10 protein-coding genes and 4 pseudogenes are annotated in these 20,285 nt (G+C 59.7%); 13 read left to right on the forward strand and 1 reads right to left on the reverse strand.

Annotation, left to right across the window (positions count from 1 at the left end):
* Nucleotides 1-125 precede the first annotated feature (125 nt).
* From XI08_RS11795 to XI08_RS11805, 3 genes and pseudogenes are all read left to right on the forward strand, one after another.
* The gene (locus XI08_RS11795) at nucleotides 126-1,676 is read left to right on the forward strand and encodes a hypothetical protein (RefSeq protein WP_271574509.1); all 1,551 of its coding nucleotides are present in this window, start codon (nucleotides 126-128) and stop codon (nucleotides 1,674-1,676) included.
* Nucleotides 1,673-2,575: a terpene synthase family protein gene (locus XI08_RS11800; protein ID WP_271574510.1), complete on the forward strand. Its 903-nt coding sequence runs from the start codon at nucleotides 1,673-1,675 to the stop codon at nucleotides 2,573-2,575. Before XI08_RS11795 ends, XI08_RS11800 begins: the two co-directional genes overlap by 4 nt.
* An 85-nt stretch (nucleotides 2,576-2,660) precedes the next feature.
* A pseudogene (locus XI08_RS11805) lies at nucleotides 2,661-3,147 on the forward strand (type 2 isopentenyl-diphosphate Delta-isomerase); the annotation flags it as partial.
* 631 nt (nucleotides 3,148-3,778) lie between these two features.
* Here XI08_RS11805 and XI08_RS11810 read toward each other — a convergent pair.
* Nucleotides 3,779-4,252: a Mu transposase C-terminal domain-containing protein gene (locus XI08_RS11810; RefSeq protein WP_097669437.1), complete on the reverse strand. Its 474-nt coding sequence runs from the start codon at nucleotides 4,250-4,252 to the stop codon at nucleotides 3,779-3,781.
* Between the two features lie 267 nt (nucleotides 4,253-4,519).
* On the opposite strand from XI08_RS11810, the gene bioB reads away from it, so the two are divergent.
* The 10 genes and pseudogenes from bioB (at nucleotide 4,520) to XI08_RS11860 (ending at nucleotide 19,795) form a co-directional block, all read left to right on the forward strand.
* Nucleotides 4,520-5,503 (forward strand): biotin synthase BioB, encoded by a 984-nt coding sequence (bioB, locus tag XI08_RS11815; RefSeq protein WP_271574511.1) that lies wholly within the window; start codon nucleotides 4,520-4,522, stop codon nucleotides 5,501-5,503.
* 51 nt (nucleotides 5,504-5,554) lie between these two features.
* Nucleotides 5,555-5,895: pseudogene (locus XI08_RS11820) on the forward strand (aspartate 1-decarboxylase).
* 84 nt (nucleotides 5,896-5,979) lie between these two features.
* Nucleotides 5,980-7,134 carry an 8-amino-7-oxononanoate synthase gene (locus tag XI08_RS11825; protein WP_271565801.1) on the forward strand — a complete coding sequence of 385 codons (1,155 nt, stop codon included), beginning with the start codon at nucleotides 5,980-5,982 and terminating at the stop codon, nucleotides 7,132-7,134.
* Nucleotides 7,131-7,766 (forward strand): dethiobiotin synthase, encoded by a 636-nt coding sequence (gene bioD / locus XI08_RS11830; protein ID WP_271565800.1) that lies wholly within the window; start codon nucleotides 7,131-7,133, stop codon nucleotides 7,764-7,766. Before XI08_RS11825 ends, bioD begins: the two co-directional genes overlap by 4 nt.
* Nucleotides 7,766-9,023 (forward strand): annotated as a pseudogene (locus XI08_RS11835) (adenosylmethionine--8-amino-7-oxononanoate transaminase). The gene bioD and the pseudogene XI08_RS11835 overlap by 1 nt, the downstream one beginning before the upstream one ends.
* A 1,985-nt stretch (nucleotides 9,024-11,008) precedes the next feature.
* On the forward strand, nucleotides 11,009-11,881 hold the full coding sequence (panB, locus tag XI08_RS11840; RefSeq protein ID WP_271574512.1) for a 3-methyl-2-oxobutanoate hydroxymethyltransferase: 873 nt from the start codon (nucleotides 11,009-11,011) through the stop codon (nucleotides 11,879-11,881).
* A gap of 13 nt (nucleotides 11,882-11,894) precedes the next feature.
* A pseudogene (panC, locus tag XI08_RS11845) lies at nucleotides 11,895-12,745 on the forward strand (pantoate--beta-alanine ligase).
* Nucleotides 12,746-14,296: 1,551 nt separating this feature from the next.
* Nucleotides 14,297-14,536, forward strand: coding sequence for a hypothetical protein (locus tag XI08_RS11850; protein WP_271565797.1), 240 nt, complete (start codon nucleotides 14,297-14,299; stop codon nucleotides 14,534-14,536).
* 848 nt (nucleotides 14,537-15,384) lie between these two features.
* Nucleotides 15,385-17,379 (forward strand): methyl-accepting chemotaxis protein, encoded by a 1,995-nt coding sequence (locus XI08_RS11855; RefSeq protein WP_271574513.1) that lies wholly within the window; start codon nucleotides 15,385-15,387, stop codon nucleotides 17,377-17,379.
* 1,672 nt (nucleotides 17,380-19,051) lie between these two features.
* The gene (locus XI08_RS11860) at nucleotides 19,052-19,795 is read left to right on the forward strand and encodes a hypothetical protein (protein WP_271574514.1); all 744 of its coding nucleotides are present in this window, start codon (nucleotides 19,052-19,054) and stop codon (nucleotides 19,793-19,795) included.
* Nucleotides 19,796-20,285: the final 490 nt, after the last annotated feature.

A 20,285-nucleotide genomic window follows, 5' to 3' on the forward strand; every position in this document is an offset into this window, starting at 1 on the left:
CGCGCCGGCGCTGGGCGGCCGTCCGGCCCTGCCCATGCGCCGGGCCGCGACGGGGCCTGCGGCGACGTGCGCGGCGTCTGCCCAATCCTGGTTCTAGTCAACCGTCTGCAGAAGGAACATTGCGCGTGAACGCGCTGTCCGAACAGATCCTTTCCGAATTGCGCCACCTGCTGAGCGAGATGAGCGATGGCGGCAGCGTCGGTCCGTCCGTCTACGACACGGCGCGAGCTCTGCAGTTCCACGGCAGCGTCACCGGTCGGCAGGACGCATATGCGTGGCTCATCGCGCAGCAACAGGCCGATGGCGGATGGGGAAGCGCGGACTTCCCGCTGTTCCGCCATGCGCCCACGTGGGCGGCGTTGCTGGCATTGCAGCGTGCCGATCCTCTTCCCGGCGCTGCCGACGCAGTCCAGGCTGCAACCCGGTTCCTCCAGCGCCAGCCCGATCCCTACGCGCATGCGGTGCCGGAAGACGCGCCGATCGGCGCGGAGCTGATCCTGCCGCAGTTTTGCGGCGAGGTCGCATCCTTGGTGGGCGGCGTGGCGTTTCCGCGTCACCCGGCGCTGTTGCCGTTGCGGCAAGCATGCCTAGTCAAGCTGGGGGCGATGCAGGCGTTGCCGAGCGGCCATCCCTTGCTGCACTCCTGGGAAGCCTGGGGGACGTCGCCGACCACCGCATGCCCGGATGACCACGGCAGCATCGGCATCAGTCCGGCGGCCACCGCCGCGTGGCGTGCGCACGCCGTGACACAGGGGAGCACGCCGCAGGTCGGGCGCGCCGACGCTTATCTGCAGGCGGCATCGCGGGCGACGCGCAGCGGCATCGAAGGTGTCATTCCCAACGTCTGGCCGATCAATGTGTTCGAGCCATGTTGGTCGCTGTACACCCTGCATCTAGCCGGGCTGTTCGCGCATCCCGCGCTCGCCGAGGCGGTGCGCGTGATCGTCGCGCAGCTCGACGCCCGCCTGGGAGTGCGCGGTTTGGGCCCGGCCTTGCACTTCGCGGCCGATGCGGACGACACCGCGGTTGCGTTGTGCGTCCTGCACCTTGCAGGCCGCGACCCGGCGGTCGATGCGTTGCGCCATTTCGAAATCGGCGAGCTGTTCGTCACCTTCCCCGGCGAGCGCAATGCCTCGGTGTCGACCAACATCCATGCCCTGCATGCATTGCGACTGTTGGGAAAGCCCGCCGCCGGCACCAGCGCCTACGTCGAGGGCAATCGCAACCCGCACGGTCTATGGGACAACGAAAAATGGCACGTTTCGTGGCTGTATCCCACCGCGCATGCGGTCGCTGCGCTGGCGCAAGGCAAGCCCCAGTGGCGCGACGAGCGTGCGCTGGCGGCGCTGCTGCAGTCGCAGCGCGACGACGGCGGCTGGGGCGCCGGTCGCGCGTCCACATTCGAGGAAACCGCCTATGCGCTGTTCGCGTTGCACGTGATGGACGGGAGCGAAGAGCCGACAGGGCGCCGGCGCATCGCGCAGGCGGTGGCGCGTGCGCTGGAGTGGATGCTCGCCCGCCATGCGGCGCATGCATTGCCGCAGACGCCGCTGTGGATCGGCAAGGAACTGTATTGCCCCACCCGGGTCGTGCGCGTGGCCGAACTCGCCGGGTTGTGGCTAGCGCTTCGTTGGGGGCGGCGCGTCCTGGCCGAGGGAGCAGGAGCGGCGCCATGATCCAGACCGAACGCGCGCTGCAGCAGGTGCTGGAGTGGGGGCGTTCCCTGTCCGGGTTCGCCGACGAGCATGCCGTGGAAGCGGTCAGAGGCGGCCAGTACATCCTGCAGCGCATCCACCCGAGCCTGCGCGACACCAGCGCCCGCACCGGCCGCGATCCGCAGGACGAAACGCTGATCGTGGCGTTCTATCGCGAACTGGCGCTGCTGTTCTGGCTCGACGATTGCAACGACCTTGGCCTGATCGCGCCGGAGCAGCTCGCCGCGGTGGAGCAGGCGCTGGGGCAGGGCGTGCCGTGCGCGCTCCCCGGATTCGAGGGCTGCGCTGTGCTGCGCGCTTCGCTGGCCGCGCTCGCCTACGATCGTCGCGACTATGCTCAGCTTCTCGACGATACCCGGTGCTACTGCGCGGCGCTGCGCGCCGGACACGCGCAGGCGGCAGGGGCGGAACGCTGGTCCTACGCCGAGTACCTGCACAACGGCATCGATTCGATCGCCTACACGAACGTGTTCTGTTGCCTGTCGTTGCTGTGGGGGCTGGACATGGCGACCTTGCGCGCGCGTCCGGCGTTTCGCCAGGTCCTGCGGCTCATCTCCGCGATAGGGCGCCTGCAGAACGATCTGCATGGACGCGACAAGGACAGGTCGGCCGGTGAGGCCGACAACGCGGCGATCCTGCTGCTGCAGCGCTATCCGGCTATGCCTGTGGTGGAGTTCCTCAACGACGAGCTGGCCGGCCATACGCGCATGCTGCACCGGGTGATGGCGGAAGAACGTTTTCCCGCGCCGTGGGGACCATTGATCGAGGCCATGGCGGCAATCCGCGCGCAGTACTACCAGACTTCGACCAGCCGCTACCGCAGCGACGCTGCGGGAGGAGGCCAGCGTGCGCCGGCCTGAACGCGCGGGAGGTGGCGGCGTGCGCGCGCTGCCGTCGGTCCGATCCGACGCAACGCCGTCGCCCGATGCGACGGATGGAGCGAGCATGAGCGACACCGCCCTGAGCCGACGCAAGGACGACCATCGGGATCTCGTGCTGGATCGGCGAACGGCGCCGGCCACGGTCGCCGCCGACTGGGAGTACATCCGGTTCGAACACTGCGCATTGCCCGAGTTGGACCTGACGCATATCGGCCTGCGCGCCTCGCTGCTGGGCAAAACCATGCGCGCCGCTGCCGATTATCTCCATGACCGGCGGCATGCCACCCGCCGAGGCCATCAACCGGCATCTGAGCGAGGCAGCGCAAGCCTTGGGGATCGCCATGTGCGTCGGTTCGCAGCGCGTGAGCCTGCAATCCCGTAACTCCCAGGGGCTGACGCGCGCGCTGCGCCGCCTGGCCCCAGACATTCCCTTGCTGGCCAATATCGGCGCCGCGCAACTGCGCGAGGCCGACGGCCTGGACCTGGCGCGCCGGGCGGTGGATGCGCTGGAGGCCGACGGACTCATCGTCCATCTCAATCCGCTGCAGGAAGTGGAGTGTTTGCGGGCGCAGCCAGCGTGGCTTAAGCTCAATACTTGGGAACCGGCTCGAACCCAAATAATCACGCGGTGTCAGGCTACACGCGGAGCAATGGACTTACGTGCAGCCCTATACGGTGGCTAATCCTAATGGCACCCAGCGAGACAACTACGGTACTAGCGGGAATTACAACCCCAACAACGGGCATTTCGGCACCGCACGCCGCGCCACTGAAGGGGCGACGCACGGCCAATCCACTCGCAATAGCGGCAAGTCTTGGACCCCAAAGGATGTCCAACAGCTGAGACAAATGGCGAAGGGCAACACGCCCACCCGAGTCATTGGATTCAAGCTCGGTCGTACGGATGCGTCCATCTATGGCAAAGCCTCGGCTGAGGGCATATCGCTCAGTCCGACGAATCACCGTACAACCGCCGCAAGTAAACTTTGATGCGCCGATAAGTCGAGCGAGAGAGGGGCGAGCGATGGGGACCTGCTCCGTCTGCGGCAAGCCTGCGGGCTCTTTGCGGCGATTCATCCGGAGTGTGAGTTTGCAGAAACGATCGTCGGAGCCGGGCCGCACGTAGCAAAGACTGCGTCGATCTACGGTAATATCAGGGAGAGAATGGGGCGCCCATACGAGCTAGAGTCGGCCCGCATAACAGAAGTGGTGGAAAGAGTTCAAGCGCTCAAACGGGAGGGGCGGCTTGCCGCGATTCCAGACGCTGATGCTGGAGGCGTCGGCCGGATTCCACTTCACGATCACACGCGCGCGCGCCTGACCGAAGGTGCGTGGATCCTGCGACCGCTTCGCTTCGAGGCGGACGAGATCGTTCAGGAGAGCCGAAGTAACGGTCTCGTCGTGCCAGCGCATGTTCTTGAACTTGATACCGTTGCCGGAAATGGTCGCCGTCTCGACGCGACCGAGGACGTGGTCGAGCGCGGCGACGTCCTTGATCCAGTTGCGGCGCTGGATCGCGAGGCCTTCCTTCCAGGCGCGTGCGGGGATGGCGTTGATGCCATCGTGCGGACGGTAGTGATAGACGTCGATGAACTCGTGGATCAGCTCGTTGAGGTCTTCTAGCGTGACAAGCGCGTCAGCGGTGCAATGACGCAAGGAGGTCGCATACCTAGCTTGGGATCGAGCCTGCTGCAACGGCTGTCGCGTTCGACCTCGGCGGTTTACGCGAGCCGCGCCTAGTTGTATGAGGTGTCCAAATATTGCAGGATTTCTTCAGTCAGGCGCCAGTTTTCGCGGATTTTGGATGTCGAAGGAGCCATACATTTTTTGGTGAGCGCCAGCTGGGCGGTGGCGGACACCACAAGCCACTCGGGGCCCTCGTTGGACGATAGTTGTCAATCGGCTCGTGGGCGTGGAAGTCTTATGGCTGCTGGTGTAGAGGTGGGCGGGAGCAGGGCGTCAGCTCGTAGCGACTGGAATCGTGTGGGCGCCGAGGCGCTTTATCGCTTGCCATTTGCCGACCTGACGTTTCAGGCGCAGAGCATTCATCGCGACAACTTCGATCCAAACCGCGTCGAAACCGCAAGCCTGCTCAGCATCAAAACCGGTTGGTGCCCGGAAGACTGCGGCTACTGCTCGCAAAGCGCGCATTACGACACTGGCCTCAAGGCCACTCGTCTGATGAATCAAGCCGATGTGGTCGCCACCGCACAGCGCGCCAAGTATGCCGGCGCGGCTCGCTTCTGCATGGCTGCCGCCTGGCGCAGCCCGAAAGACCGGGATCTTGATCAGATATGCAGCATGATCACGGCAGTTAAGGGGATTGGCATGGAGACGTGCGTCACGCTCGGCATGCTCACGCCGAAGCTGGCCGCGCAGCTCGCTGATGCCGGGCTCGATTTCTACAATCACAACATCGACTCCTCGCCCGAATTCTACGGAAAAATCATCACAACGCGGACCTTGCAGGATCGCATCGAGACGCTTGCGCATGTGCGCGAGGCCGGCATCAAGGTCTGTTGCGGTGGAATTGTTGGTATGGGCGAGCGCGTCGAGGATCGCCTCGGCATGCTCGTGCTTCTCGCCAATCTCCCCCGACATCCGGAAAGTGTGCCGATCAATCTCTGGAACGAGGTCCAAGGCGTGCCGGTCAATGAAACCGCCGAGCGCCCGGACCCGATCGCGCTGGTGCGCCTGGTCGCGACGGCCCGGATCATGATGCCGAAGAGCGTGGTGCGGTTGTCGGCCGGACGGCAGTATATGACGGACGAACTGCAAGCACTTTGCTTTCTGGCCGGCGCAAATTCGATCTTCATCGGCGATGTGCTGTTGACGACCAAAAACCCGGTGCGAGACCGCGACAAGAATTTGCTGGAGCGGCTCGGCATCACATCCGGGCTTGCCTGAGTGGAGCGGAGCTGCGAGCGCGCTCTCCGCAGAACCCGGCTTAGGTGGGGAATGAAAGTTACGGTGATGAACGGCAAAATTCATCGCGCGTCGGTGATGGAGACTGATTTGCTCGGTGAAGGCTCGATGTGGATTGGTCGTGCGCTGCTCGATGCGACAGGGTTTCTAATCAATGAGCGCGTCGAGATCTACGATATGAAAACTGGAGCGCGCTTCGCCACCTCTTTTGTTGAAGCCCCTCCTGGATCTGGCACAATAAACTTGAACGGTGCGGCCGCGCGGCTCGCAACGCCCGAAGACAAAAGCTTATGCTGCTTCGACCAGGTGGAAGCTAAACTCTCAAAACACGCGTTGTCCTGGTCGACCGGGAAAATCGCATCTTGCGAAGTTAACAGCCAAAAAGACCGTTGCTGAAGCCCCAGACCATCGCGCCGCAAGAACCTCTTGCGAGATGGATCGCTACTTGAGAATGACGAATGGATTCAAAGCACGCGACCAGATTTCGCAACTATGTCGCAGCCTTGCATGCACTGAAGGATGACCACCGGCTGCGCGGCCTCAAGCCGCGCGTGGGAATAGATTTCACTTCAAACGATTATCTGGCGCTCGCGAGCGCGCCGCGCATGAAGAAGGCTATCGTGGCCGCCCTGCATGACGGCACGCCGATCGGAGCTGGCGGTTCGAGGCTTCTGCGCGGCAATTGCGAGGAGCACGAACGTCTCGAGGCACAAGCGGCACAATTCTTCAGCGCCGATGCAGCGCTTTTTTTCAGCAGCGGTTACGTCGCAAATTTTGCCGTCCTGACAACGCTGCCACAGCGGGGCGACCTGCTTGTTCTCGATTCTCTCGTGCACGCAAGCATTCATGAAGGCGCGCGAGCCGGCCGGGCCGACGTTCGGATAAGCGAGCACAATGATCCCCAGTCGATCGAAAGCACGATCCGTGACTGGCGAACCAGCGGCGGAGTGGGCCGCGTCTGGATCGTGGTCGAAAGTGTCTACAGCATGGATGGCGATTTTGCTCCCCTCGGAGAGCTGGTCGCGCTTGCGGACAGATACGATGCGTTCCTGATGGTCGACGAGGCTCACGCAACAGGCGTCTACGGCGAGCAGGGACGCGGGCTCACCGCGGCCTATGAGCGACGCGGAAATCTGTTGGCCGTTCATACTTGCGGCAAGGCGCTTGGGGCCGTCGGCGCGATTGTTACGGCTGCCAGTGCGCTGCGCGATTTCATGGTCAATCGCTGTCGTCCGTTCATCTTCGCCACCGCACCGTCACCATTGATGGCTGTAGCTGTGCGGGAGGCGCTTTCAATCCTGCAGGAAGAGCCCGAGCGTCAGCAGCGTTTGGCTAGCCTGGTCGCGTTTACCCATCGGGAGATCGGTTTGCGCGGTCTTCGGAGTCCTTCGGACACCCAGATCGTGCCGTATATTGTTGGCGACAATGCGCGCGCGATGCAACTCGCCTCGGCATTGCAGGCTCGCGGCTTCGATATCCGCGGGATTCGGCCGCCAACCGTACCGGTGGGCACGGCCCGTTTGCGAATTTCAGTGACACTCAACGTCGGGGAGGATGACGTGCGTGCAATGCTAGATGCGCTCGCTGAGGAGACGAAGGGCTGGCTTCGATGAGCCGGCGGATCGTGGTGACCGGTACCGATACCGGGATTGGAAAAACGGTCTTTTCCGCAGGCCTCGCTCATCTGCTCGGGGCAAACTACTGGAAACCGATCCAGGCTGGCCTCGAAGGTGAGACCGACACCCAGCTCGTCGTACGGCTGGGAGGTCTATCAAGCGATCGGGTGATCCCGGAGCTTTACCGTCTGCGAACGCCCTCTTCGCCACATCATTCCGCGGAACTCGACGAAAAGCGTATTGATGTGGATTCGCTTCATCTGCCGGACACCGGCGAGCGGCCGCTCGTGATCGAGGGGGCCGGCGGGCTGATGGTGCCCCTGACGCGGGGCGCACTTCTCATTGAGGTCTTCGAGCGATGGCAGCTTCCTGTGGTGCTATGCGCGAGGACGGCACTGGGTACCATTAATCATTCGCTGCTATCGGTAGAGGCCCTGCGGAAGCGCCACATCAGTATTCTTGGAGTTGCATTCATCGGTGAACGAAATCCTGAGACTGAAAGCGCAATCTGTGACATCGGGCGAGTGCGCTGGTTGGGGCGATTGCCCTGGCTCTCTCCTCTCACGCCAGAAACGCTCCACGCCGTCTTCAAAGATGCGTTTGTCCGCAATAATTTCCTGAACCTGTGATGCCAAAGAAGAGATCGGCGATCTGGCATCCGTTCACGCAACATGCGCTTCAAGACGAGATGATCGAGGTCGTACGTCGTAGTGGTGCTTATCTCTATACCTCGGACGGTCGCCGTATCCTGGATGCAATCTCGTCCTGGTGGGTCGTGACCCACGGGCATTGCCATCCCCGGATTGTCAGCGCGCTATCCAGGACAGGCAGGCAAGGTAAATCAGGTCATCTTCGCTGGCTACACCCACGATTCGGCCGAAAAGGTTGCGGGGCAGCTCCTGAAACTTGCGCCCCGTGGACTTGACCATGTCTTCTTCTCTGACAGGGGCTCGACCAGCGTGGAAGTCGCTCTGAAGATGGCGCTCGGCTACTGGCGCAATATCGGCGAGCAGCGAACGCGCATCGTCATGATGCAACATTCCTACCACGGTGATACGATAGGGGCGATGTCGGTTGGCGCCCGTGGCGTCTTCAACGCGGCGTATGGGCCGCTGCTGTTCGAAGTTCTCTCAATCCCGTTTCCCGCGAGAGACCGTGAGCAGGCAACGCTCGATGAGCTCGAGCGTGCATGTCGAAACGAAAGGCCCGCCGCCTTCATTGTGGAGCCTCTGATATTGGGCGCGGGCGGGATGCTGATGTACCCGGCCTGGATGCTCAAGAAGATGAAGCAAATCTGCGAGGCCTCAGACGTCCTGTTCATTGCCGACGAGGTCATGACAGGCTGGGGCCGCACCGGAACACTGTTTGCCTGCGAGCAGGCCGAGGTCACGCCCGATATCGCCCGCTATTCGAAAGGCCTCACGGGAGGGGCGCTTCCGCTCGCGGTGACGCTCTGCCGTGCGGAGATTTTCGACGCATACTATTCGAAAGATCGTACGCGGACCTTCTTTCATTCGAGTTCATATACGGCCAATCCGGTGGCCTGCGCCGCGGCAAAGGCCAATCTCGATCTCTGGCAGGATCAGGAAACTTACCAGCGCCTGGCCTCGGTCGCCACCATGCAAGAACAGGCAATCCAGCCATTCCGCGCCGATCCGCGTTTTGCAAACGTCCGCCGGACCGGAACCATCACAGCGCTCGATCTCAAAACAAACGATTATCTCGCGGCCATCGGTCCGAAGCTTCAGGCATTTTTCAGGGACCGAAATCTGTTACTGCGCCCGCTCGGCAATACGATCTATGTGATGCCGCCCTAATGCGTTACGGCAGCCGATCTTGATGAAATCTATGCCGCGATTGGTGATGCGGCCGATGCGCTCGCTTGAGGAGGCGATTTGGGTGGCGCGCACCGGCAGCTCCCCGAAAGATCTGAGACAATACCTGACATACCGCGCAACCGCACGCGCCCTAATCGCGCTCCCATACCTGTTGGCCAGCACGACCTAAAGGTGCTCCCCTTACAAGGCCGGATCGGCTGAGACGTTCCTTCCTCGCGATTACGAGATCGCTGGACGTTTCCGCGCGTAGCGTGGTGACAATGCGGCTGCACGAGACCGGGCGGGGCCGCTAACGATCGCCGTCGCCTGGCCAGTTGAAGATCGTCAAAGATAGGCAAAAAGACGCAGGATTTAATCGTTTAGGTGCTGCTGATTGCTTCAATCAAGATTAAATTCTCTCTTACAGTAAGAAATTCTCTGCGGGGGCGCGCTCGAATAGAGTGCGGCGCTTCGCGAAGAAGGCGTACATCAGAGTCACAGTCTGGCGCCTGGCAGTCCGTACATGCCGCGAGAATCGGAATTGGCGACGCCGCACTTTGACGTGTGCGAGCGCGGTGCTGCGGAATCGACAATGCATGAAGATATCCACATAACGCCGACAGGAGGCGACAATGCGCAACGACTATCATGCTTCCCAGCACGGTTCAGCTAGGTGCTGCGCTGTATGTGGCGGAAGGTTTGGGCTTATCCGCTACTACTGCTGGCAAACGGCGCTTTGCTCCAGGAAATGCGTCGACCGCTTCAAGGCGCGGCGGGAGACCGACCACAAGTGGCTTCGCTGGTTGCGAACAGCTTGATGCGTGGTATCCGACTGGCTGCAGCCGACCGTGCTCTCGGCAGATAGGTGTCGGGAGAATAGTTCTGCAACAATCATCGAACCAAGCGGGGCAGTTTCAAGAGTGGCAGGAACGAATCAAATGGGAGAAAGCTCGGTAACAATCATCGATTTCAATGCTTACAGGATGAAGAAGCGCGCTGCGGCAAAGCTATCATCCGACGCGGTCAGTCGATCGCGCCCTATGAAAGGGTCGCATCCTTCTATTTCTTCTGGTCCTTGCTAGCCTTGATACCTTTTGCGACGCCGGATCTGCCCGCGTCGAAACGGGAGCCTTCGTGAGCAATCCTCATCGCCATCGCGGTGGGTGCTGCGCCGAGACGGCGACATCCTGCTCCTTTGTCTGTATTTGTACCGGCCGGCCGGTTGCGCATCTGCCACGCTCCAGTAACCCAATCGTCCGCCGACATTGACAGACGTACGTCGCGGCCGTCAACTGCTTGCACCGCAGAGCGAGCGCGGGCGGACCTCCGGACCGCCATCCGGCAGGGCTGGGTCGTCGATCGGTGGCCTGCCTTGTTTCAGGATCATATGGATGACATTGCCGACGTCCTTATCGGTACGCATGCCGCCATCGGGATCGGCTTGACCGTCAGGAGCATTGGCTGCGCGATGAATGCGCGAATGCCAACAGGAGGAGGTTCTATGGCTTGAGAGGCTGATGGCATGTTTGATCGAATTCCGATCTACGAGGTGGATTTGAAGCGGCGATGACGACGATGGTCATGGTCGATCTGCTGGACCGAAGGCTCATTGGTCAACATCGGGTTCAGGGCTCCACCCGATCCGATGCGCGTTATAAGGCCAACAGGGCGCTTCTTCTTCTGCTGCTCGTGAGCGCGCCGTATCATTCGGGACGTTCGCTTGACTCGAGCAAATGAAGCGATATTCGCGCGCTTCGCGGAAGACGTTTTCTCATCAAGTTGCTTCGCGGCCGCCGAACGTCTCCGCCGCTCTTTCGAGCGGTTTGGCAAAGCGGTGCGCTGATGTATGCGTCAACCCAGATCAAGGCAGTTCCGTTGCCGAGCCGGCGACTGAGAAAATTCTGACCGATGATTGCGCGACCATTAGAGAGTTTTGTGCGCCCTCCCCGCGATTGTGGAGAGGTGTATTCTTCTCTTGTCCCGCCATTGACAGCTTTCTCTCGACCTACCTACGAAGTGCTCATTGCGGAATGAGGGCTGCAAGGAAACTGAGGATGAGCCACAATTCAGACGCGCCTGTTGAACCCATCACGATTCCAGTCCTGCAGCGATGGAAGGAGGAGGGGCGTCGCATCACCATGACCACAGCTTACGACGCGGTTACGGCACGTATCGCTGATCCGGTCGTCGATATCATTCTCGTCGGGGATAGCGTTGGCAATGTCTGCCTTGGCTTCGATGACACGCTGCCGGTCAGCATGGCGATGATGAACCATCATTTGGAGGCGGTTGCGCGCACAAAGCCTCGCGCCTTGCTCGTGGCCGACATGCCCTTTCTCAGCTTTCACCTCAGTCCCGAGGAGACGATACGGAACGCTGGAGGTCTTTTGCAGCGTGGCGCCGATGCCGTGAAACTCGAGGGCGGTAGCAGACGTGCCGGGATGGTGCGTGCGCTGGTCGATTGCGAAATTCCTGTAATGGGCCATATCGGTCTCACCCCCCAGAGCGTCAATGTCATGGGCGGATTCAAGGTTCAGGGAAGAACTACCGATGACGCCTTGCGCTTGCTCGATGACGCTGACCATCTGCAGGACGCCGGCTGCTTCGCGCTGGTCCTGGAAGGCGTGCCGGCCGAACTCGCCGCGCGCGCGACGGAAACTTTGACAATACCGACCATCGGGATTGGAGCGGGCCCCGATTGCTCGGGCCAAGTGCTCGTATTCCATGACGTTCTGGGCCTGACTCTAGGTCATCGGCCCAAGTTCGTTCGCGCCTATGCAAATGGTTTTGCGCTTCTGCAGCAGGCGCTGTCACACTGGGCGGCCGATGTCCGTCAGGCCGCATTCCCGACCCACCAGCAGTCCTATCGGCTTCCTGATGGCCTTCGCGACACGATCGCAAACTGGACACCGTCCAGCTCAACCTGATGCAAGGCACAAAATGCAAACAATAACGGCGGTCGCAGGGCTTCGTTGTGTCCTGGCAGAGGCTCGCAAAGCTGGTAGGCGTGTCGGATTTGTTCCAACGGTGGGTTACCTTCACGACGGCCACCTTAGGCTCGTCGAGGCGAGCCGGGCACTGTGCGACGTCACCGTTCTCAGCATCTGTCAATCCAACTCAGTTCGGTCCGACTGAGGATCTCGGCACCTATCCGCGCGATTTCGCGCGCGATGAGAAACTGTGCCGCGACACCGGTGTCGCAATCCTCTTTGCTCCGGATGCAAAGGAAGTCTATCCGCCGCCATTTGAGACCTTCGCGGAGCCTGGCGAGCTCGCGAAGCCATTGTGCGGAACTTTCAGACCTGGGCATTTTCGGGGCGTCGCAACCGTCGTCTGCAAGCTGTTCAATATGGTGCAGCCGGATATTGCGCTATTCGGACAAAAGGATCTTCAACAGTGCGCAGTCATACGGCCGGATGGTCGCTGATCTCAATCTTCCCATCGAGATCATCACCGTACCGACTGTGCGGGAGCCGGACGGCCTCGCAATGAGTAGTCGCAATCGGTTTCTTTGCGCAAAAGAGCGTCGGCGAGCTCTCGCCATCAGCCGTGGGCTGTTCGCGGCAGCCGATGAGTTTCGCTCAGGCGAGCGGGAGGCGGATCGCCTCATCGCGATCGCAAAGAGACATTTGGCGATGGTTGACCGACTGCAGTACCTTGAGCTGGTCGACGCTGATACGCTCAAACCGGCCGAAAGCCCTCTGCGGCGCGCTTCGGCACTCTGTGCTGCTGCCTTCATCGGCTCAACCCGACTCATCGACAACGTGATACTTCAGCAGGTGGCTATTTAGTGCAATCACAGTGACGGCGCCTATACTGGATAGGCATAGCTCTTGGAGAGCGGCGCCTAGCAGCTCCGTCATTGCGTTTCTGTCTGATTTTGTTTCTTGGAGTCGGGCAAGGCGTCCTGGGGATCTCAATCGAGCAAGCATGCTTGGGCCAAAGCAGGCGCTCCAAGCGTTGCGGCCCCGACAGATGCGAAGGCTTGTACCGGCCATGGGATCAGAAGCCTCAGAAGGTCATTTCACTCACGTTATTGGACGAACCGATTGCTTGGCCGAACTGAGTGAGCATATCGTCGTTGTCAGCTCGAGGGGTATGTTCTGGTCCCAGCAATCGCGGCGCCGTGCAAAGTTAAAATAGTCGGGCTGAACGGCCAGCGACCATTCGTGCCAGCAACATCAAGTCGAGTGATCGAGAGGTTCAGCCGACGGTCGGGCCTGTTGAAATTATAGAATGCCTCGATTGTGGCGCCGCTGCGGAGGGCCTCCTGCTGAAAGGCGTCGATCTCTCAACTGCAAGCGCTCTGTGAGCCGCGGGAGGCCCCCGGACTCAGCGTCTCGCTCCTTGTCGCCTCGCATGCGGCTCTCGCGCTGGGACGAAGCGCTGACCAGCAACATCTGCCAATGTGTGACTCCGCAAGTACAACGGGTCCGAACCGCTGAAATCAAACGATAAAGAGTGCTCGCAAGCAGAATTAAAGCGTGGATGCCGAACACATTGCACGAATAAATACCAGCATCTCAATACTGTGTAGGATCACAGCACGTTCTCAATTACTGGAAAGTATGCCGCAAAGCGACATGGGAGTAGGATATGGGCTACCATTTCTACCGACTCCGAATGTGCCAATATGCAGAAGCGTTGGTGCGACACAGCAAGCGCGACGCGCTGCAAAGAATCCGATTGCAATACAATCTCATCCGGCTTGGGAACGAACTACTGTGTTCAGACCGACCCTATTGCGCGGCCCGACAGCCAGTCGGGCCTGGAGTCGAACGGCCCACAACCCGATCGAGCGCTTCGCACTCAATGGTAGAGCGTATGTGCGACCCAAGAACCACTCGGGGTATTCCAGCGCGTGCGCACCATCTCGTTGCGAGCGAGTTCACAGTCAAGCCCGGCAGCGTTGCCCATCAATCTCACTCAGCGGTAGATGATCATTTTAATGCGCGCCAGCTCTCCAAGCCTGTGCTGGATCGACCTTTCATGTGGTCGGCAGTGTCAGCGAGCGCGTGAGGCCCTCCAATCGAGCGCGCTCCAGTATACTCCGATGGTGCTCGGGTCGAACAATTCGGCGAGATCGGTCGATCGAACAGAGAAGCTCTCATTCTTGCGAGTGCGCTCTTCGTTAAGACGTGTCCCTGGTGAGAGAGCCTGGACTTTGGAGATCCAATAACAGTATCGCAAAGGAACGAGATAAGTCGGGCCCCCTATATTTCGCGTGGATTTCGAGTCAGCTCCTAGCAATTCCTCTCCATGCGGACGAACCGGCCATCTCACGCCCGAGCGGATCGCGAAGTGCGTTTCATGGAGCCAATCCGAGAAATGGGAGAATTCGGATGCCTTACTACTCTTTTGATCTCGTGATTGGTGAGGAGTACAAGAATCAAGGCGGCCTTATCCTCGAGAATATTGAGTTGGCCGTCGATCGAGCAGAGCAGCTTGCGACCGAACTGTCTATTGTGCATCCGGAGCTGAAGGCTAAAGGCTGTGCGGTACGGGTTATCAGCGTTGAAAATACTGAGTTATATCGTAGGCCACTCAATCCAACCCCATCATGGGTGAGACGGCAAGAGTGAGTGCTGGGCGCGATACCCAAGCTCCGCGGTTTGGCTGAAGGCAATCACACGTCTGCGCACGGTGCCTCAGACACCCGACGCTTGGGGGGCAGGACATAGCGTCCAAAAATTGGGCGACAGATTGCCTTCAATATCTAGTGACGCGGACATAAATGTGCCGTGCATCGATCTTGTCCAGAAGGCATGAGCCAATTCATCGCAATAGCCTCTGCGACCGCCACGAGGTCCGCCTAGCAGCCGAGATCGGCGACAAACTCACAATGTCCAATGAGCTTCAAATCACCGATGCACATTGCATCGTACGCCATATGCCGCGGCTGTTAGGCGGTATCGTTCACATTCGAAGCTCGCGAAAAATGGCCGTGCGAGCATTTCGCACGGCCAAGTCAGCGAGGAAACGCCCAAAAGGGCGGCTGAAGGGAGCATCTAGATGAGTAGAACTCATCTAGAACTCCAAGCCAGCGCAGTCGCGCAACCGCGCAAGCTGAATTCTAATATACCCGCTTCAGCGCGCTGAATGGCGGCGAGGTTTCCATGTGGGGTGCATGATTTGTGCGCAACAATCACTTCAAACGCAGCTATTAGAGTTATCGTTCGATCCGAACGCATCACAGTGCACTACAGATCTTGGTCCTAATTGATCCGAGACAGCAGCGACGAGAATTGGCGCGGATACGCTGTCTTTCACGCGCCAGTTCAGGATTTCGAAATCAATCCTGATTAGGTAGCGCCTTGTCATCGTCAGAGTGAAGCGCGCCAGCTTCGATCTCACTCAACATCAATACGCTCCTTTTGGGTCGGCGTTCGTCAGCAGTACGGCGTCAACGTAGGATCAATCGAGGCACGCAATGAGCAACGTTGTTTCTGGCATTTGTGGTAAGTCGTCGGCCCGCCGCGGCATTCGAATCGGGTTGCGTGAGCAAATGGCCCTGCTCGGAGTTTGCGGTGTCTTGGTCACAGGTTCAATCTGCGCGACCGCTCTCCACTACGCGAGCGTTGTTCAGCACGAGTCTAACGCGAGTGATGAAGTGAAATCGCGTGTCATGTCATTGTCACAAAGTTTTTTGGAGACTGGCCTGATCACGAGCGAATTCCTTCGCAAGCCAACCGAAGTGTTGATAAAAAAGCATGCCGATCAACACGAGCGTCAGCTCGCAGACCTAAGTCGCGTCGAAGCATTAGTGACGGCCTTGCCAGATGAGAGCCCCTTGAGGCAGGCGGGCGCTCTGCGGCCGATCATCAATATCTATGCGACACGCTTTCAAAACGTTGTCTCGGCGCAACGCAACCTCGGCTTCAATGAGGATGACGGGTTTCAAGGAAAATTGCGTAGTGCCGTCCACGCTGTTGAGCAACGACTTGATCAGGTGAAGCAGCCGCGTCTTATGATCTTGATGCTCATGATGCGTCGCCACGAGAAGGACTTCATCTTGCGGGGCGAAGACAAATTCGGTGATCAGCTGACTCAGCGTGAGACAGACTTCGAAAGTGAGCTTGGTCAAGCGACCCTGGCTCCAGAAGCAAAATCTCAGGTCCTCGAACTCATCCGTGCGTACAAGGCGAGTTTTGTATCGCTCATGGTCACGCGCGAGACGCTGAACGACGAAGTGGATGATCTCGGTCAGATCTACGACCGCATTCGCCCGGTAATCGTGAAGATCATGGCTGCCGCGGACGCGCATTCGGAGGCTGCCGAAACCCGAGCGGAAGAAATTCGGCGAAATCTGTTCTGGGTCATCGGGTTTGCGACAATGCTCGTAGGCCTGCTCGCGTTACTGTTTGGCAGGCGCATTGCTAAAACAGTCGCGGCAATGACTTCGGCCATGCGCGAGCTTGGTGAAGGGAGGTTCGACGTGGTTCTACCGGCGCTGGGCCGAAAAGATGAGCTTGGCGAAATGGCCGAAGCGGTAGAAATGTTCAAGCTGAGGGCGCACGAGAGAGCCCAAGCAGAGCTCGACGCCAGGGCGGAACAAGACCAGACTGCTGCCGTTCAGCGCAGGGCAGATATCGCGCGGCTCGCCGGCGAATTCGAGGCTACCGTGGGACAGGTGATTGACACAGTCTCGGCTGCCTCGACGCAACTTGAAGCGTCGGCACGAAGCCTTACCAGTTCGGCTGATCACAGCCGGGAACTCTCGCTCGAAGTCGCCTCCTCATCGGAAGAAGCGTCGGCTAATGTTCAGCACGTGGCAACCTCGACAAACGAAATGGCGACAACGATCGCTGATCTCGGCCGACGGGTCGAGGAGGCGGCCGATATGGCGCTCGAAGCCGTTCGCAAGACGGAACTCAGCGATCAACGCATGGTTAGTTTGGCGGCCGCGACGGAGCGGATCGGCAGCGTTGTTCAGCTGATCGCGGCGATCGCGCGGCAAACAAATCTGCTCGCGCTGAACGCGACCATCGAAGCCGCGCGCGCCGGCGACCGCGGCAAAGGGTTCGCAGTTGTTGCCCAGGAGGTGAAAACTCTCGCTACTCAAACTGCGCAAGCGACCGTAGAGATTGGCGAACAAATTGGGGGCATTCAGTCAGCGACGACTGAAGCAGTTGCCGCGATTTCTGAAACGGGCGCAATCATCGCGCGCATCTCGGACATTGCTATGACTGTCGTCTCTTTCATCGGTGAGCAGAAGACTACGAGCAAGAGTATGGCGTTCAATCTGCAGGAAGCCGCGACCAGGACCACTCAAGTGGCGGCGAGCGCGGGTGAAGTCACGCATCGCGCGAAAGAAACTGAAGGGGCGTCAATGCACGTACTGAGGTCTGCCGAGCTGCTATCGCAGCAAAGTTCCCGGCTGAAGCGCGAGCTCGATGATTTCCTAGGGAGAGTTCAAGCGGCCTAACTGAGCGGTCGGGACTGGGCTGAGCGCGCCAAAAGGTTGGGCGCTCGTGTTCCGAACCTGGACATCTTTTCTCAGCAACTGATCGAGCGCGTAGACGGTGGGTGGCTCATCACGAAAAAGGGTCGGGCCGTACTCAGCCTCATGGAGGCGCCCCTGACTCCCGCAGAACCGCAGCAAGGGATGGAGGCAACAGCTCCAGAGCTCCCGAAATCTGTGCTAACCAAGTCGCTTTGTGTTGAGGGCCTGCGCCGGCAGAAGCATCAGTCCCGACGTCCCGCCTTCGATAGGCGAAGGCGTTCCACGCGATCCTAGCCCAGCCGTTTACGAGGCCGCGCTCGCTCGATAGCAGCTATAGGTGGTGGGAACATCGCCTTTGTGATATCCGCGCCGGCTTTGACAGTTGGCAGCGATGTCAAATGCCGCTGCGCCAGTTCTGCAATGACTGAATGACCTAGTTGACCCAGGCCAGGGCGGACGACGTGTTGGCAACGAAGGCTGCCGTGCAGATCGGGCGTATAAGTCTAAGCGGTGTCACTATGCTTTCCTCGGGATTGATGAAATGCCTCAAGTAAATTGCTGCTCGGTCCAAGATCCTTGAACTAGGGCACGTTGACCGGCGGCATGGGTGCAGTCGGGCGCGGCTCGAAGCCAGTATGGTGCTGACCGCGAGCCGCCAACAAATCCCGCGCATTCGACAAGATTATTCAAAGCTGAATCGCAATTATGAAACGGCTCACATCCGATGCTTTCGCGACGAGTGCGAAGGGGTCGCGGCGAACCTGCAGCGCAATGAGACCCACGGGTCCGTTCACCAAATCCCACAATCGATATCCCTTTCGTCTTGCCGCAAAACGGCGAGCATGGTGGTGGCGGCGACGAAAACATGCACTCTCTCGCGACAAGGGAAGGAATTGTGCATCGAATTTGAACGAAAATGCCGATCGTACGAATGGAGCAAGGCAGCGGCGGCTGCATCGTCTCTGGCGCAATCGAGGACGTTTCATGCGCAATTGTGATCTTGTTTCGGGGAGCCTCTTGACCCTGACCGCTGCCGGCATCGTGCTTCTCTGCTCTAGCTTGCTCGCATTTGTTTTGGTTTAGAGCTGGTAGGGGTCTTCCTCAACCTGTAACCGGGGAAGCGGCAGAGTTGTGTCCTATCGACCAACGCTTGTCTCGCCCAGAAGCGACAAGTGGCGCCGTCTGTGGCGGAAAGTGGTGCCTGATCAGGTACGACTCGCAGCGGACGGTGCTGCGCTCCAAGAAGTGTGCGGACTGCCTCGGACACAACGACAGCACCCCTCGCGAGATCGAGTTGAGGTAGGGGCCATGAAGCAGCACGTCGGGGGCGGGAGCAAGATCGTCTGAAGTCGAAGAAGCTTTTGAGTCATGTGATACCTACCACAAATTATTGATTTTACTGTGGTAAATCAGCATCTTTGCGTGTATGTGTAACCGGCTGTGTAAAAAACACCCCGTTATTATCCGCACTTAGCATACATCGATGGGCCTCGGGCCCAGACAACCAAGGGGTCGAAGGACCCCGCCCAGGCCAAAGGGCCTAGCCGAAAGAGCGCAGAGGCGTTCGCTTTTGTCCCGATGAGCATGCTTCGTGAGCTACATTGGCTTGCGCTCGCGTGGGGGCGATGCAAGCCGGTGAGACTGACGTTTCAAGATGAGTAAGCGCTTCAAGGGAAAGACCTGCGTCTATTGCGCGGCAGCCGGCGCATCCGATACCGGCGATCATGTCCTCGCGCGGGGATTTGTCGGTGCCGAACATCATGGGCAGATTCCCAAAGTCCCTGCCTGCGTCGCCTGTAACAACAAGAAGTCGGGGCTCGAAACCTATTGCGCCGGGGTCCTGCCTTTCGGCGGCCGACACGCGGATGCCCTGGAAAATCTGGCGGCCAATGTGCCGAAGCGGCTTGCCAAGAACCAGAAGCTTCATCGGACACTGGCCGCAGGGCAGACGCGCGTTTGGTCGCGCGAGCCCTCAGGCTTGTTGGTGAATACCATGGCGCTGCCGCTGGATGGCGAACGGCTGGAAGAACTGGTCGGTCTTATCGCGCGCGGCCTGATGTTCCACCATTGGGGCGTCATTCTCGGGCCGGACATCGTCGTTGACGTGCTGAGCCTCACGAAGCATGGAGAGACCTTCTTTGCTGGCCATCTTAACCTCAATGCCAAACAGCGCGTCACGAACGACATCGGCAAAGGCGCTCTAACCTACGAAGGGGTGCAAGCGGTCGACAACGACGCGATTTCGTTCTGGACGCTGTCTCTCTATGGATCTCTTGTCATGGACGGCGGGGATGGCGAACACTTCATGTCGAAGTTCGGGGTCATGACTGGCCCAAAGACCGTCGCTGAACGGGCCGCCCAGCGTGTGGCAAGTGGAAACTACATCATTCGGCCCTGATCTATCCGTTCCTGGCCGTTTGACCGCGGACCGCGCCAGCACGTGAGCCGAAATGCAGGGTAAGGCGATAGACAGCTCGCCCGGCACCCCGTTGACTGGTATTTCCCGTGGCGCCGACCGGAGATCCAGTGGCTTGATTTTGCTCGGGGCGCTTGAAGCGGAGCGCGATAAGATCGTGGCCGCGCAGGAGGGGTGCGGCATCTAGTAGTTCAGTCCATATATGCGCGCGCAATCCGAACTGACCGCGCTTCTCCCGAATCCAATCGCGAACCGCTACGGCATGCCGCCAGACAGTGTGATCTGTTGTAACGGGACGAGTTGCTAGTGTGAATCGTTGCTTGTACTTGCGCTAGGCGGGCGCACTGGAGTGGTGAATCTCACTCTGAAGTATGGCGAATCGACGCTGCTTGCTAGGAGCAAAAAGCTCATGAGCTCGTTCGGTATTTCCATCGCGAACGATACGTTTCCCCATTCGCAAAGGCGAGATTGA

Origin of the sequence: Bradyrhizobium sp. CCBAU 11361 (assembly GCF_028128935.1) — a bacterium.
Lineage (GTDB): Bacteria > Pseudomonadota > Alphaproteobacteria > Rhizobiales > Xanthobacteraceae > Bradyrhizobium > Bradyrhizobium niftali.